Below are 14,570 nucleotides of genomic sequence, written 5' to 3' on the forward strand. Positions count from 1 at the left end.
ATCGGCGCCGGCCGCGCCGACCTGAGCGAACCCCCGCCTGCGGAAACCCGACAGTTCACCACCACCACATCGGTGCGACGCTCGATTCATGTCGCCGGTCCGCGCTCTGCCCGCCGAGCTGGACGCCGTGCGCGCGCTGCTCGCCGACGGGCTGGCCCAGATCACCCGGAGCACCGACGACCTGGAGCAGTTCTGGATCCGCTCGGCCTGCGCCCGCCTGACCGAGACCGACGCGGTCCTGGCGGAGGCGGCGACCGGCGGGGCGGGTCTGATCTCGCTGCTGGTCACGACGGCGGTGTCGTTCGGGGTGGTGGCCGGGGTGGCCGCCCTGGCCCGGCTGGCCGGCGCCGGCGCGGCGGGGGTGCTGGTGGCGTCCGGCTTCCTGCTCGTCACCACGCTGCGCCTGCTCCCGGCCCTGCGCTCCGTCCTGGCGCGGCGTTCCGTCGCGGCTGCGGCCCGGCATGTCGTGCCCACCGCGCCGGCGCGCTCCTTCGGCCTGGCGCAGTACGGTTTCGCCGAGGTGCCGGAGCCGCTGGTCCGGGCCCGGGTCCAGCTGGTCTCGGCGACACTGCGCCAGGCCGGCTCGGCGAACTGGCCGCTCCCGGCACTACGCCTCGCGGTGCCCGCCGATCCGGTCCTGGCCCGCCTGGCCCACGCCGACCTGCTGCTCTGCCAGGCCATCGACTGCCTGGAACGCTACCTCGACGACCTGGCCAAGGAGTGGCCGTGAGCCGGGATGATCCGTTCTCCGGTGGGGTCGCGCCGCGGCTGCGCCGCCTCGACCAGGAACTCGCCGAGACCGTCACAGACGCGCAGTGCCGCGACTGGACCGCCGACCGCCCGGACCGGGTGGGTTTCGCCCGCCTCGGCCAGACCCGCCGCGAGCTGCTCACCGCCGCGGCCCGCTACCGCCCCACCACGAGGCCCGTCGACGGTCCGACGTTGCTGGCCGCGCTGACCGCCGGACTGCTGGTGACACTCCCGCTGCTGCTGGTGATCCCCGGTCCGATCCGGCCGCTGCCGCTGGCCGGCATCGCGGTGGCCGGCGTCTGGGCGGCACTCGCGGTCCGCGCGGGGCTCCGCCGCCTGCGGATCCGCCGTTCCCGCCGGGCCGCGGCCGGGCCGGCACCGATCGACGACCCTTATCTGTACGCCGGTCTGCGCCGCCGCATCGAATCCTGCGCGGCGTCCGCCCGAGCCGACCGCTCGTACCGGCGTCGCGCCGCGGCCACCGATCTGGAATACGCCCTCGACTGGCTCTCCGCCGCCCAGGAAGAACTCCCCCGGATCCGCTGACCTCCCTCTGCCGCGGACGCTCCCCCGCGCGGCCGGCGCCGGCCACCCGCGTGCTCGGCGTCACCGGCTGGCCCTCAGGGGTGCCTCCGCGTCCTCGAGGCACCCCTGGGGACCAGCCAGGACCACGCGGCCGGCTCGGTCGCGTGCTCATCGTCGTACCGTGTGGGTTTGCTGATCTTCGGTCGGCCTGGGGTGGATCGCCTGCCGGGAGTGGCGGATCTCTGCCTGGCGGTGCTGTCACATGTGGGGGTGGTGGGTCGTCCTTCTTCGGTAGGTACCGACATGAAGGAGCGCGACATGGTGGTGGTAGTCGTCGGCGGGACCGGGCAGACCGGCACGTTGCTGGTCGAGGAGTTGCGGGCGCGGGGGCACGAGGCGGTGGCGGCCGCCCGGTCGACCGGGGTGGACGTGATCTCCGGGGGTGGCTTGGAGCAGGCGCTCGCCGGGGCGGACGTGGTGGTGGACGTGCTCAACACGACCGAGCAGGAGGAGGCGGCCGCGACCGCGTTCTTCCGGGAGTCGTCGGAGAACGTGGCGGCGGCGGCGCGGGCGGCCGGGGTCCGGCATCACGTGCTGCTCTCGATCGTCGGGTTGGAGGCGGCTTCCGACTTGGCGTACTACCGGGCGAAGCTGGCGCAGGAGGCGGCGGTCAAGGCCGGCGGGGTTCCGTACACGATCGTCCGGGCCACCCAGTTCCACACGTTCCTGGCGCCGCTGATCCGGGCCAACTCGGTGGACGGCGAGGCCCGGCTGGCTCCGGTGAACCTGCAGCCGATCGACCTCGCCGACCTGACCACGATCCTGGCCGACGTGGTCGAGTCCGAACCGGCCAGCACGGCCAGCGCGGGCGGGACGGGCGGGACCGTCGAGGTGGCCGGGCCGGAGGTGCTGCCGCTGGACGAGATCGGCCGGCGGCTGGCTCCCGACCTGAAGATCACCTCGGATGGCAAGCCGTTCTTCGGCGCGAACGTGCCGGTGAACGCGCTGGTGGCCGGGCCGGGAGCACGCCTCGGCACGATCACCCTCGCCGACTGGCAGGCGGCGGACGGGGGCTGATCCGACCGCTCAGGCTTTGGTCTTGAAGGTGCTCCGGTAGGACTGCGGGGTCGTGCTCAGCCGCTGACCGAAGTGATGCCGCAAGGTCTGTGCGCTGCCGAACCCCGCTTTCCCCGCGATCACGTCCACCCCCAGCTCGGTGTCCTCCAGCAGCCGCCGGGCGAGCAGCACCCGCTGGCCGGTCAGCCAGTCGTGCGGGGTGGCCCCGGTCTCGGCCCGGAACCGGCGGGCGAACGTCCGCGGGGCCAGGTGCACCAGGGCGGCCATGGTCTCCACGGTGTGCTCCCGGTCGAGGGTCTCCAGCAGGTGGGTCAGCAGCGGCTGGAGGGTCTCGCAGGACACCGTCGGCATCGGCGTCTCGATGAACTGGGCCTGGCCGCCGTCCCGGTGCGGCGGGACGACCATCCGCCGGGCGATCTGCGCGGCCACCGCGGAGCCCTGCTCCTCGCGGATCAGGTGGAGGCCGCAGTCGATCGCGGCGGCGGTGCCGGCGCTGGTCAGCACGGTGCCGTCGGCGACGTAGAGGACGCCCGGGTCGACCTTCGCCGCGGGGAACCGGTCGGCGAGCCGGTCGGTGTGCCGCCAGTGTGTGGTGCAGCGGCGGTCGTCGAGCAGGCCGGCCTCGCCCAGGGCGAACGCGCCGGTGCACACGCTCATCACCCAGGCGCCGCGGTCGTGGGCGTGGCGCAGCACCTCGAGGATCTCGGGCGGCGCGTCCTGGATGTCGTTGGGGACGACGGCGACCAGGTCGGCGGTCCAGGCCGGGGTGAGGTCGTGGCTGGGCGTGATCGCGAAACCGGAGTGGGTCGGCACCGGGGCGCCGCCGACGCTGCAGACCGAGAACTCGTATCCGGGCAGGCCCTCCGGGGTGCGGTCGTAGCCGAACAGCTCACAGAGGACACCCAGCTCGAAGACCGCCACCTCCTGCATGGCGATCACGGCAACGCTGCGCAACATGCCGACACCGTACCGAAGGTTGGCAGTTTCTTGAAGATGTATGGCATTACTGCCACTGGTACGACACCGGTTTCGAGACGACGCTAGAGGCATGGAAATCATCCTTCTTGCCTTCTTCGTCCTACTTTCGATAGCCTCCGCGGCCGGCCTCACCGCGGACAGCCGGGACAGCGCCGATCGGAAGCCCAGCGTCGACGGCCGCCGCGACTCGTGACCGGTCCCCGGGAGAAGCCGCCGGACGATTTCCGCCCCCCGTGGGTGACGGTCGCCCGGCGGCATTTGGCACAGTGGACAGATGCTGACCGACGTGGACCTGCCCGCGCCCGGACTGCTCTGGACCCGCTGGGCCGCGCTGAGCGCCGCGATGACCGGCATCAGCCGTGGTGAGCGGTGGTCCATCGACGAGCGCGGCGCCCGGCGGGACGACCCGGAAACCGGCTGGGCCCGGTTCGCGCTGCTCGACGGCCGCCGCGCGGTGCTCTACGGCGCGCACCACGACCACCACGCCGCGGTCTCCACCGACCCGGCCGCCGACCCGCTCACCGGCGCGCCGGACTGGCTGCCCTGGGCCGAGCTGGCGCCGCTGGCCGAGAACGACGAGCTGGGTTTCGTGATCTGGCACGAGAACGGCCGCTGGTCCCGGGTGCGCTACCAGCCCCGGTACCACGACGGCATGGTCGAACTGCTCGCGCCGCTGCTCAGCGAGGAGCGCATGGTCACCGCGCTGCACGCCGTCACGGGTCTGGCCGCCCGGCCCGGGCTGCGCGAGATCGCCGCCGACCTGTTGCACGCCGCGATCCGCGGTGAGGTCGACGCCGGGCACCTCGACGCGCTGCTCGGCGACACCGCGGACATCGGGTCCGCGCTCGCCGCCGCGAACCGGGGCGGGATCACTCCGGGCACCCGGGCGCCGCGGATCGCGCCGGGGCAGCGCCCGCCGATGCGCCGGGTCCGGCGGCTCAGTCAGGGCGAGCACGACCGGCTGGTCTGGTCGGCCATGCGCGAGGCGACCGAGTTGCGCCGGCCCGCGCCACCGGACACCGACGAGCTCGGCGCGCTGGTCAGCTGGCTGCAGGAGCGCGCGCCGGCCGGTGACGGGCGGTGCTCGCTGCTGGCCTACGCGGACGCGACGAGCTTCAGCTCCCAGCCCGGCGAGCACCCACCGGCCGACCGGCCGGGCGAAGAGCGTTACGCGGCGTTCCGCCGTCTCACCGAGCTGGTCCGCGCGCTGCGCCGGGCCGAATCCGATCCGCGTTACGGCCGCTGGTTCTACCTGCGGGTGGAGACCAGCGCCAACAAGTTCCGGATCGAGCGCTGCTACGACTCCTGGCCGTCCTGGTGGCCCGACGACGGCGTCTCCGGCCCCTGGCGCACGAATCTGCAGGAAGAGGTCGAGGCCCGCAACCCGCGCTGGCGTCCGACGTGGACACCGCTGCTGGACCCGGAGATCGCCTACCGCCCGACGTCGTGAGGCCGCGTCGCAAGACCGAAAAAGATCAAGGTCAAGATGTCGTGCGTCCGCTGGGGTGCGGACCGTCGCTCCCGCCGGGACCCCTGCGGGCTTCGCTGGCCGCTGGCGCGTCCAGAACGCGAAGCCCTCCGGGGCGACGTCCGTGGGCGGTTGCGGTCAGACCAAACCCCAAGCGTGTGAAGTTTCGGCGCGCACCGCACCACAACTTCACACACAATGCGGTTGACCCCGCAGCGTGGGGACTTTCGGCGCGCACCGCACCACAACTTCACACACAACGCGGTCAACCCCGCAGCGTGGGGACTTTCGGCGCGTAGCGCACCACAACTTCACACGCAACGCGGTCGACCCCGCAGCGTGGGGACTTTCGGCGCGTGGCGCGCCACAACTTCACACGCGATGCGGTGGGGGTCATGCGTGGTGGAGGGACTGCCAGCGGGGGCGGGTGAGGAAGGCCAGGCGGGCCTGTTTGTGGCCGAGGTCGATGGTGGGGCCGAGTTCGAAGCCCTGCCGTTCCATCCGGGTGATGGCCTTCTCGTTGCGGATGTCCGGCTCGACGATCAGGCGGCGCACGGCCGGGTCGAGGAACGCGAACTCGTGCAGCACGGGCATCACGACGCTGGTCAGGTGGGGCAGTTCCCGGTCGCCGGGCGAGAACATCAGGTGGACGCCGAAGTCGCCGCCCTGGACGTCGTAGCACTCGCTGACCGGGTCGTGCTCCGGCTGGTACGTCTGGAAGATCCCGATCGGCTGCTCGTCGATGAGCATCAGGTACGCGTGGTGGCTGTCCAGGCCGGCCACGAACGCGTAGATCTCGCGCACCTGGTCGACGGTGTGGTCGGTCATGCCCCAGAACCGGTTGCGCGGCTGGACGACCCACGAGTGCACCAGCTCGGCGTGCACCACCGGGTCCAGCGGGATCAGGCTGAACTCGCCCAGCCCGGTGAGCTTGCGGGAAAAGACGGCAGTCATGACGATTCCTCTTCGAGGTGGAGACGGTCCCAGTCGGTGATCAGCGGGACCAGCTCGCCGTTCGCCCACAGCGGCAGCTGGTCGAGGAAGTGCGGGGAGTCCGGCGCGTCGACGGCGCCGAACGGCACGACCCATCGGCTGCGCTGCCGGTCCGTGAGGTCCCACACGTACCGGGCGACCGGGCCGCGCCAGCACAGGTCGCTGACGCCCGGGATGCTCGTGGTGTTGAGAACGCAGCCGTGCGAACCGCTGAGCTCGACCCGGGGCAGGTCGCAGTCCAGCCCGGGCAGGACGATCGGGTGCAGCAGATGCCGCGAGCCCCAGGTGCCCGAGGACAGTGTCGGGGCGAGATCGGAGACGGACAGGCCGAGACCGTCGAGGACCCCGTCGAGGGAGTGGCCGATCCGGCCGCGCGGGTCGGTCCACGGCGCGAAGACCGGGTCGTACCCGTGTTCGGTGAACAGCGGCCGCAACGCCGGATGATCGTGGAGGCTCCGGGCGGCCTCGGACCGCGCGGCTCCGCGCCGACCGGCCTCGACCGAGCCGGCCGGCATCGAGGTATCCATGTGGATCTGCTCGGGCGTGGCACCGGCCGAGAGCAGCTCGCGGATCCGCCGGGCCCGGCCGGGCGGGGAGAAGTCCGCGCCGTAGGCCAGGGTGTCCGGCCGCCGGTCGTTGGCGTTCACCGCGTCGGTCACCGCGGCCCGGAACGGCGGGACCCAGCCCGGCTGCCAGGCGTACCGCGGCTCCCAGGCAGGGACCGGGACCTGCTGGTTCCGGGCGTCGCGGATCGGCACCCGGCCCGCGGTGAGCTGCAGCACCGTTCCGCTGTTGTCGGCGACCAGGACGCTGTTGACCGGTTCGACCCAGCCGGCGAACGCGTCGGCCACGTCGTCGGCGGTCCGCGCGTGAAGCAACCCGAGCAGCGCGTCGAAGCCCAGGTCGGCCGCGACGCGGGCCGGTGTGCGCAGGCTCAGGTTCCCGTCGATCACGGGGCCCCGGGACGTTTCCACGACGTCGACCACGACCGGGTCGGCACCGCGTACAAAAATCGTCTCTTGATGGTGGTGGACCGGCTCCCAGCCGGCCGGGCCGCGGGCCTCGAGCCCGGCGGACGTCTCCCGGAATTGTTCCTGGTAGAGGTCCTGGTAGTCGGCCATAGCGTTGGTGATCGCCCAGGCCACGTCGCCGGCGTGCCCGAAGTGCTGCACGCCGGGCACGCCCGGGAAGGTCAGCCCGGCCACGTCGAACTCCGGGCAGGCGAGCCGGATCTGCTGGTAGACGCCGGGCAGTTCGAGCAGCCGGTGCGGGTCGCCGGCGATCTCACCGGGCACCGCCCAGGCGTTGCTGCCGGACCCGCCGGGCCCCTCGACCGCGAACCACGCGGCGGCGTCCGGGCCGAGCGTGCGTTCGACGTGGGCGCGCCACATCTTGTTCGGGAACGTGCCGAACAGGATGTGCTGCACCTGGAAGACACCGAGCGACGACCACGGATGCCAGTCGACGCCGCCGGCCCGGACGCCGTCGGCGTAGGCGGTCAGCCAGCTCTTCGTGGCGTCGGCCAGCCGGGCGAAGCACCGCTGGGCGGTGTCGTCGAGCATGGCCCGCCGGGCGAACCGGTCCCAGTCCACCTCGGCGGCGCCCACGGTCGAGGCCAGCCGGCCTTCCGACCGCAGGCGCTCGACGAGCAGCTGGCGACCCCGATCGGAAGCGGTCACCCGCCCCTGCAGGAACGCCAGCTCGTCGACCGAGCCGGCCCGCAGGTGCGGGATGCCGTAGTCGTCGCGGTAGACGCTCATCCTCAGCCGGAGACCGCGATCGGGTTCGCCAGCTCACCCGCGAAGATCAGTGAGCTGGCCTGGTCGGTCAGGTCCACCATCTGCAGGGTGTTGCGCAGCTGGAGCCGGTTCAGGCAGGAGTGCGCGAAGGCCGGGCGGAGCAGGTCGAGGCGACCGGCCAGATCCGGGTGGTCCTTGGCGTGGCCGCGGACGCAGTCGCCGGCCAGGCCCCAGAACTCGCTCTCGGACAGCACCCCGTCGACCGCCAGGATCCCGGCGAGGTGCCGGAGGAACCCGTCGAAGACGTCGGTGAACAGCGCGAGTTCCTTGATCTCGTCGGAGACGTCGATCCGGATCCGCTCCACCTCGGCGGGCAGCGGCTGGTCGTTCATCACCGCCACCTCCTCGCCGATGTCCTTCATGAACACCCGGCGCGGCACGTGGTTCTCGAACACCACGATCAGGTTCTCGCCGTGCGGCATGAAGGCCAGGTCGTGCTTCAGCAGGCAGTGCACGATCGGCCGCAGGTAGGCCCGGAAATACGCCGTGACCCACTCGGCCGGGCTGGCGCCGGAGGCCCGGATCAGCGCGGTGACCAGGGCGTAACCGTCCCGGTCGCGGTGCACCAGGCTGGCCATGGTGGCCAGCCGCTCGCCGTCGGCCAGCTGCGGCATCGGGCTCTCCCGCCAGAGGGCCGCAAGCATCTTGGTGTAGACGCTCGGCGTGCCGGTCCGGTGGTAGGCGTCGCCGGTGTAGCCGATCGCGGCCAGCTCGCGCAGCACGGAGAAACCGCAGTCCCGCAGCTCCTCGTCACCGTCCACGAGCGACTTGACCCACTCGTTGATCGGCGGCGTGGCCCGCATGTACTTCGGCGACAGCCCGCGCAGGAAGCCCATGTTCTGCACCGCGATCGCGGTCTTCACGTAGTGCCGGTCGGGGCGGTCGGTGTTGAAGAACGTCCGGATCGACTGCTGCGCACGGTAGCGGTCGTCGCCCTCGTCCAGCGGCACGATCGCCCGGCGGGCCACGTCCGCGGCGAACGTCACGGTGACCTTGTGCTCCCACTGCCAGGGGTGCACCGGCAGGTAGCGGTAGTCGTCCGGGTCCAGGCCGCGAGCTTTGAGGGTACGTTCATAGCGGTCCAACGTGTCCGCACCGAACTCGGCCAGGTAGTGCTCGCGCTCGTCACCGATGGTCACGAACAGGCTGGCGTCCTTGCGGACCGCCACCCAGCGCAACCGCACCGGCTGCCCGGCCTCCGGCGCGTACGCCTCGTGGTCCTGGAGTCCGAAACCGATCCGCCCGTTGTTGGCCACGAAACCGGGGTGACCCTCGGTCATCGCGGCCTCGATGGTCTGGAAGTCCGCGTGCACGAGGTCGTCCGCGGTCTCCCGGCGGTGGGTGAACTTCCAGGCGCTGCCGGCCAGCGTCGCGGAGATCTCCTCGAGGTACGTGCCGAGCAGCTTCTCCGGGATCCCGAGGGTTTCGCGCAGCCCGGTGATGAAGTCGAGCGCGTCGAGCGGGCCGCCCTCGAGGGAGTCCGCGTCGACGACCCAGTGCTCCAGGGCGAACCGCCGGGCGGTGAAGGTCAGGTCACCGAAGCGGTAGCTGTCGCCTTCCTCATGGGTGGGCGTGATCAGGCGCTCGTGACTGAATTCGGCGATCGCCTTCGCGATCAGGCGGCGGTTGGCGAACTCCATCGCGGCGGGCTGCAGGTGGGGTGCGCTCATCGCGTACGCGGTGCGGGTGCAGAAGCTCAGCCGCCCCGTCTTGTCGTGCAGCGCGACGTCCTTCTCCACGACGAAACCGGCCTCGGCGTTCTTCCGCTGGATCGCGTCGTTGCGGACGTCCGGCTCGACCACGACACGGTCGATCCCGGGCTGGGCGAAACAGAAGTCCAGCACCGCGCGCATCACCGCCGAGGTGATACCGGCGCGGTGCCGGGTCGGCGGCGCGACCAGCACGTGCATACCGAGGTCACCGGGGCGTACGGCGTAGTGCGGTGCCAGCTCGCTGTGCGCGGGGTCGTACGTCTCGGCCAGGAACAGCGGGGTGCCGTCGTCGTCGAGGCCCAGCCACGCGTGGTGGTGCGGGTTGTCGGCGATCTTCTGGTACTCGTCGCGGACCCGCTCCGGGCCGGCGCCCTGCAGCCCCCAGTAGTGCGACCGGGGGTGGGTCACCCAGCAGTGCAGCAGTTCCAGGTCGCGGTCGAGGTCGAGCGGTACGAGGTTCATGACGTCACCAGTTGTCGGGGAAGGTCGGCGGTGGGCGCGCCGAACTGCTGGAAGGCGATCCGTTCCTCGATCGGGTAGATCTCCCGGCCGGTCAGGCCCTTGAGGATCACCGAGTTCCGGTACGGCCCCATGCCCAGGTCCGGGGCGGTGAGGCTGTGCGTGTGCTCCTCGGCGTTCTGCACGAAGATCTCGTCACCGGCCACGTCGACCGAGTAGTCCACGGCCACGTCGAAACGGCCGCGGGCGTCCCAGTTGATCCGGTCGCGGACCGGGTCCAGGAAGGACGGGACCCGCGCGGCGTACCCGGTGGCCAGCAGCAGGCCCTGTGTCCCGGCCGTGAACGAGCGGCCCTGCTCCCGGTGCTGCAGCGCCAGGGTGTACCGGCCGGCGGCCTCGTCCCAGATCACGCCCTCCAGCTCGACGCCGGTGAGCATGGTGGTCGGCACCGGGCCGGTGAGGCTCTTCGCGTAGAGCGTCTCGTAGATCGCGTCGACCAGGTCGGCGCTGATGCCCTTGTAGAGGTTGCGCTGCTCGCGGCCGAGCCGGTCACGGACCTCCATCGGCAGCGAGTGGTGGTACCGGATGTACTCCGGGGAGGTCATCTCCAGGGTCAGCTTGGTGTACTCCATCGGGAAGTACCGCGGCGACCGGGTGATCCAGCTCAGGTGGTAGCCGTACGTGTCGATCTCGGTGAGCAGGTCGTGGTAGATCTCGGCCGCGCTCTGCCCGCTGCCGACCACCGTGATCGTGTCGAGGGACTGCAGCTTCGCCTTGTTGGCCAGGTAGTCGGCGCTGTGCACGTACGGTCCCTGGTCGACGACGGCCGGGACGCGCGGCGCGGTGCCGATGCCGAGGACCAGCTTGCGGGCCCGGAACGTCTCCCCCTCCGTCTGCACGAGATATGCCTCGCCGTCGTGGGTCACCTTGTCCACGCGGGTGTTCCAGCGGATCGAGCTCAGCTGGCCGGCGACCCACTTGCAGTACTCGTTGTACTCGGCGCGCAGCGGGAAGAAGCTCTCCCGGATGTAGAACGGGTACAGCCGGCCGACCTGCTTGAGGTAGTTCAGGAAACTGAACCGCGAGGTCGGGTCGGCCATGGTGACCAGGTCGGCGAGGAACGGCACCTGGATGGTGACGCCCTCGATCATCAGACCGGGGTGCCAGTCGAACCCGGCGCGCTGTTCCAGGAAGATCCCGTCCACCTCGGGCCGGTCCTCGGTGAGCGCGGCCAGGCCGAGGTTGAACGGGCCGGCGCCGATCGCCACGAAATCGTACGTGTGCATCAGACCATCACCGCCGCGCCGCTCTTCTCGCCGAGCAGGTCCCGCCCGGTCAGCCGGATCAGGTTCAGCACGTTGGCCAGGTGTTCCATCGTGGTGTTCGGGTTCAGCAGGGTGAACTTCAGCCAGTAGTGGCCGCCCATCACGGTGCCGGCCACGATCGCCTCACCGCCGTGGAACAGTCGCTGGCGCAGCCGGGGCATCAGCTCGTCGCACTCCGCGACGGTCATCCCGTCCGGCCGGTACCGGAACAGCACGGTGCTCAGCGTCGGCGCGGCGAGCGCCTCGAAGTCGGGGTCCCGGCCGATCTCGGCGTGCACCTCGGCGGCACGGTCCACGACCGTGTCGAACATGGTGCCGATCTCCTCGGAACCCATCGTGCGCAGCGTCATCCAGAGCTTGAGCGCGTCGAACCGCCGGGTGGTCTGCAGGCTCTTGTCCACCTGGTTGGGCACGGTCGCGGTCCGCGGGTTCAGGTAGTCGGCGTGCACCGCGATCCGGCGCATCGTCTCACCCCGGCGCACCACGATCGCGCTGCAGCTGACCGGCTGGTAGAAGCTCTTGTGGAAGTCGACGGTGACCGAGTCGGCCCGCTCGATGCCGTCCAGCAGGTGCCGGCGGCGGGGCGAGACGAGCAGGCCACAGCCGTACGCGGCGTCCACGTGCAGCCAGACGCCCTGGCTCTCGCAGATCGGGCCGATCACGTCGACCGGGTCGATCCGGCCCAGGTCGGTGGTGCCGGTGGTGGCGACCACGGCCATCGGCAGGCCGCCGTCCCGGCGTACCCCCTCGATCGCCGCGACCAGCGCGTCCGGGTCCATCCGGCCGGTGCCGTCGGTGGCGACGCCGACCACCGCGTCCGCGGCCAGGCCGAGGATGCCGGCCGACTTGCTGACGCTGAAGTGGCTCTCGGTGGTCGCGAAGATCCGCAGCCGGGCCAGGCTCGCCTCGCGGGACCGGCCCTCCAGGGCCTCCTCCCGGGCGAGCAGCAGACCCTGCAGGTTGGACTGGGTGCCGCCGCTGGTGAAGACACCGTCCGCGCCGGGGCCGAAGCCGATCCGGCCGGCCGTCCAGTCGATCAGGCGGCGCTCGATCAGGGTGCCGGTGGCGCTCTGGTCCCAGGTGTCGACCGAGGAGTTGATCGCGGAGATCAGCACCTCGGCGCTCAGTGCCGGGATGGCGACCGGGCAGTTCAGGTGCGCCACGTAGGTCGGCTCGTGGAACCAGACGGCGTTGTCCACATAGAGCCGGGCGACCTCGTGCAGCGCGGCACCGGTGTCGCCCAGCGGGCGGTCCAGATCCACGGCGTCGACCTGGACCTGCAGGTCACCGACGGTGGCGCCGGAGTACGGCTGCCGCACTGCCTTCACCCGGTCGGCGAGCAGCGCCGATGCGTGCCACACGCCGGACGTGTACGCGTCCAGCGTGGACCCGGAGAACAGATGCGGGGACACGGACTCCTCCAACGCGGCCTCCTAAGGTAAACCTTACCTAACTTCGAAGGGGAGGCTAACCGGCCGGTCACGAATATGAAACCTGGAGCCTGAACGGCCGCTCATGATCCACAAGGGGCATGAGCAGCGGTCCCACGCCTTTCCGAGGGTGCATATCGAGCATTAGTGATTAGTCACACAACACAAATGGGGCCTACCGCACGCGCGGCAGGCCCCAGATCTCAGCCTCAGAAGGCAGTGAACGTGATCTGTGCGGCTCGCGGGTCACCGTCGTGGACCAGCGACTCCTGGTTGAGCACGTCGTCGAAGGCGAACGCGTACGCCTTGCCGTCGACCATGTTGGCGTGGATCACCTTGGCGTACAGGTTGGCCGGGTTGCCCTGGTAGAAGTCGGCGGCCGTGCCACTCGGCTGGACGTCGAGCCGGCCCAGCGTGGTGCGCTGCATCGCGGCGCAGAGGGTCCGCGCGATCGGGCCGACGACCTGGTCGTTCGGAGCGCCGAGCGCGCCGTCGCAGCCCCAGACGTTCGCGGTGCTCGGCTTGGTGAACGAGGCCACCGTCCGGCCCGAGGTGTCGGTGAAGTTCATGACGTCACCCGAGGTGCGGCCGGTGTACTTCACGCTCGGCTGGTCGGTGAACGGCGTGACGGTCAGGGCCTTCGATGTGTACGCGCCCCAGGCGCTCGTGATGTACGAGTCCAGGTAGGTCGGGCTCATCAGGCCCGCGTCGGCCGCCTTGCCCGGCGCCAGCACCCGCAGCACGGTCCCGTCGGCGCGGGTCACCACGCTCTTCGCGAACGCGCTGTCCGCCTTGATCGCGTCGATCACCTTCTGCCGGCCGCCGGTCTTCACCTCGCCGGTCACGCTGGTCACGCCGCTGCCGCCGGTCACACCGACGATGTGCGGGATCGCGAACATGTCCACCTGCGAGCTGTTCAGCCACAGCCCGGACGAGTTGACGGTGAACTCGCTCCAGTCGAACAGGATGTCGTGGTTCGGGTCGCCACCGGCCCACGGCGCGGGCTGCACCAGGCCGTCCGGGGTCAGCCGGAAGTCGAGCTTCTGACCGAACGAGAAGTACAACCGGCCGGAGAGGTTGCGCGGCACCTTGATCGTGGTGCTGCCGCCGGCGGCCGGGCCGTCGATCGACACGTCCGGCGCCGGGACCGGGGTGGCCGCGCCGCCGGTCCACGGGGTGAAACCGCCGGCCTTGTTCACGTAACCGAGCTTGCCGGTGTCCAGGTTGACGCCCAGCACGTAGAGGTGGACGGCGTCGTTGCGGCCGGACTTGTTGCTCACCGTGACCGGGAGCAGGTCCTCGCGCGGCGGGACGGTCGCGGCCTTCGTCGGGGTGGCCGTCGGCGCGGTGGTCGTCGTCGGGGCGACGGTCGGCGCGGTGGTCGGCGCCGCGGTGGTCGGCGCGACGGTCGCGGTCTTCGTGGGGGCCACGGTCGGCGCCGTGGTCACGGTGCCGCCGTCGGTCGCGCCGCCGCAGGGCTGGCCGTTCAGCTTGCAGTTGACCGGCTGGCCACCCGAGCCGACGAATCCGAACGTCACCTTTCCGTCGACCGGAATCGCGCCGTTCCAACTACTGTTCGTGAATGTCCGGTGACTGCCACTGACGGCCATCTGGGTGTCCCAGAAACTGCCGACAGTGCCACCGGCGGGCATGTCGAATTCGACTTTCCAGGAGGTCATCGCGGACGTTCCGGCGTTGCTGATGACCACCTCGTCCTGCCAGCCGGAGCCCCAGTCGGACACCGTACGCAGGGTTGCAGTGGCAGCGGCGGCGGACGCGGGCAGTGCTACCCAGGCGGTGCCGACCGCGGCGACGGTCGCCAGTGAGGCGAGCAACAACGTTCTTTTCCGGCGCATCGGGAATCGCCTCCGGGGGAGATGTGATCGGGGAAGACCCCATTATGGGAAATCCCCGGGGCTTCCGGTCACATCTTTAAGGTTCCTTTAACGTGACGTCTTTCCCGGAACCTGATAACACTTTCCCCCAGATTTTCCGCCGAAGACCGGGCCGCGGCGCGACAGGCCGACGTGTGGGGACTTTCGGCGCGGAGCGCA

12 protein-coding genes are annotated in these 14,570 nt (G+C 71.0%); 5 read left to right on the plus strand and 7 right to left on the minus strand.

Features of this window, described 5'->3' with window-relative positions:
• Positions 1–88: 88 nt before the first annotated feature.
• The 3 genes from Apa02nite_RS08310 (at position 89) to Apa02nite_RS08320 (ending at position 2,352) form a co-directional block, all read left to right on the plus strand.
• Positions 89–730, plus strand: coding sequence for a hypothetical protein (locus tag Apa02nite_RS08310; RefSeq protein WP_203824535.1), 642 nt, complete (start codon positions 89–91; stop codon positions 728–730).
• On the plus strand, positions 727–1,296 hold the full coding sequence (locus tag Apa02nite_RS08315) for a hypothetical protein (RefSeq protein WP_203824536.1): 570 nt from the start codon (positions 727–729) through the stop codon (positions 1,294–1,296). Before Apa02nite_RS08310 ends, Apa02nite_RS08315 begins: the two co-directional genes overlap by 4 nt.
• A gap of 297 nt (positions 1,297–1,593) precedes the next feature.
• Positions 1,594–2,352: an SDR family oxidoreductase gene (locus Apa02nite_RS08320; RefSeq protein WP_203824537.1), complete on the plus strand. Its 759-nt coding sequence runs from the start codon at positions 1,594–1,596 to the stop codon at positions 2,350–2,352.
• Between the two features lie 9 nt (positions 2,353–2,361).
• Here Apa02nite_RS08320 and Apa02nite_RS08325 read toward each other — a convergent pair whose 3' ends face one another.
• Positions 2,362–3,309, minus strand: a complete 948-nt coding sequence (locus Apa02nite_RS08325; protein ID WP_067685570.1) for a GlxA family transcriptional regulator — start codon at positions 3,307–3,309, stop codon at positions 2,362–2,364.
• A gap of 91 nt (positions 3,310–3,400) precedes the next feature.
• Between Apa02nite_RS08325 and Apa02nite_RS51870 the strand changes: the two genes are divergently transcribed.
• Both Apa02nite_RS51870 and Apa02nite_RS08330 read left to right on the plus strand, forming a co-directional pair.
• The gene (locus tag Apa02nite_RS51870; RefSeq protein ID WP_275412441.1) at positions 3,401–3,523 is read left to right on the plus strand and encodes a hypothetical protein; all 123 of its coding nucleotides are present in this window, start codon (positions 3,401–3,403) and stop codon (positions 3,521–3,523) included.
• Positions 3,524–3,604: 81 nt separating this feature from the next.
• Positions 3,605–4,780: a hypothetical protein gene (locus Apa02nite_RS08330; RefSeq protein WP_203824538.1), complete on the plus strand. Its 1,176-nt coding sequence runs from the start codon at positions 3,605–3,607 to the stop codon at positions 4,778–4,780.
• A 411-nt stretch (positions 4,781–5,191) separates the two neighbouring features.
• Here Apa02nite_RS08330 and Apa02nite_RS08335 read toward each other — a convergent pair whose 3' ends face one another.
• The 6 genes from Apa02nite_RS08335 to Apa02nite_RS08360 all read right to left on the minus strand — a co-directional run bounded on the left by Apa02nite_RS08335 (position 5,192) and on the right by Apa02nite_RS08360 (position 14,372).
• The gene (locus Apa02nite_RS08335) at positions 5,192–5,752 is read right to left on the minus strand and encodes a GNAT family N-acetyltransferase (RefSeq protein ID WP_203824539.1); all 561 of its coding nucleotides are present in this window, start codon (positions 5,750–5,752) and stop codon (positions 5,192–5,194) included.
• Positions 5,749–7,551 carry a penicillin acylase family protein gene (locus Apa02nite_RS08340; RefSeq protein WP_203824540.1) on the minus strand — a complete coding sequence of 601 codons (1,803 nt, stop codon included), beginning with the start codon at positions 7,549–7,551 and terminating at the stop codon, positions 5,749–5,751. Before Apa02nite_RS08340 ends, Apa02nite_RS08335 begins: the two co-directional genes overlap by 4 nt.
• Positions 7,552–7,553: 2 nt before the next feature.
• Positions 7,554–9,764, minus strand: a complete 2,211-nt coding sequence (locus tag Apa02nite_RS08345) for a GNAT family N-acetyltransferase (RefSeq protein WP_203824541.1) — start codon at positions 9,762–9,764, stop codon at positions 7,554–7,556.
• A complete protein-coding gene (locus tag Apa02nite_RS08350) occupies positions 9,761–11,047 on the minus strand; it encodes a lysine N(6)-hydroxylase/L-ornithine N(5)-oxygenase family protein (protein ID WP_203824542.1) in 1,287 nt (428 codons plus the stop codon). Before Apa02nite_RS08350 ends, Apa02nite_RS08345 begins: the two co-directional genes overlap by 4 nt.
• Positions 11,047–12,498, minus strand: coding sequence for a pyridoxal phosphate-dependent decarboxylase family protein (locus tag Apa02nite_RS08355; protein ID WP_239164191.1), 1,452 nt, complete (start codon positions 12,496–12,498; stop codon positions 11,047–11,049). Before Apa02nite_RS08355 ends, Apa02nite_RS08350 begins: the two co-directional genes overlap by 1 nt.
• Positions 12,499–12,725: 227 nt before the next feature.
• Positions 12,726–14,372 carry a beta-1,3-glucanase family protein gene (locus Apa02nite_RS08360; protein ID WP_203824544.1) on the minus strand — a complete coding sequence of 549 codons (1,647 nt, stop codon included), beginning with the start codon at positions 14,370–14,372 and terminating at the stop codon, positions 12,726–12,728.
• Between the last annotated feature and the right edge of the window lie 198 nt (positions 14,373–14,570).

The organism is Actinoplanes palleronii, from assembly GCF_016862315.1.
In the GTDB taxonomy this organism is placed as follows: Bacteria; Actinomycetota; Actinomycetes; order Mycobacteriales; family Micromonosporaceae; genus Actinoplanes; species Actinoplanes palleronii.

Coding starts and splice junctions, on each gene's coding strand:
- Apa02nite_RS08310 (WP_203824535.1), top strand. CDS start 89: ATGTCGCCGGTCCGCGCTCTGCCCGCCGAGCTGGACGCCGTGCGCGCG.
- Apa02nite_RS08320 (WP_203824537.1), top strand. CDS start 1,594: ATGGTGGTGGTAGTCGTCGGCGGGACCGGGCAGACCGGCACGTTGCTG.
- Apa02nite_RS08325 (WP_067685570.1), bottom strand. CDS start 3,309: ATGTTGCGCAGCGTTGCCGTGATCGCCATGCAGGAGGTGGCGGTCTTC.
- Apa02nite_RS51870 (WP_275412441.1), top strand. CDS start 3,401: ATGGAAATCATCCTTCTTGCCTTCTTCGTCCTACTTTCGATAGCCTCC.
- Apa02nite_RS08330 (WP_203824538.1), top strand. CDS start 3,605: ATGCTGACCGACGTGGACCTGCCCGCGCCCGGACTGCTCTGGACCCGC.
- Apa02nite_RS08335 (WP_203824539.1), bottom strand. CDS start 5,752: ATGACTGCCGTCTTTTCCCGCAAGCTCACCGGGCTGGGCGAGTTCAGC.
- Apa02nite_RS08340 (WP_203824540.1), bottom strand. CDS start 7,551: ATGAGCGTCTACCGCGACGACTACGGCATCCCGCACCTGCGGGCCGGC.
- Apa02nite_RS08345 (WP_203824541.1), bottom strand. CDS start 9,764: ATGAACCTCGTACCGCTCGACCTCGACCGCGACCTGGAACTGCTGCAC.
- Apa02nite_RS08350 (WP_203824542.1), bottom strand. CDS start 11,047: ATGCACACGTACGATTTCGTGGCGATCGGCGCCGGCCCGTTCAACCTC.
- Apa02nite_RS08360 (WP_203824544.1), bottom strand. CDS start 14,372: ATGCGCCGGAAAAGAACGTTGTTGCTCGCCTCACTGGCGACCGTCGCC.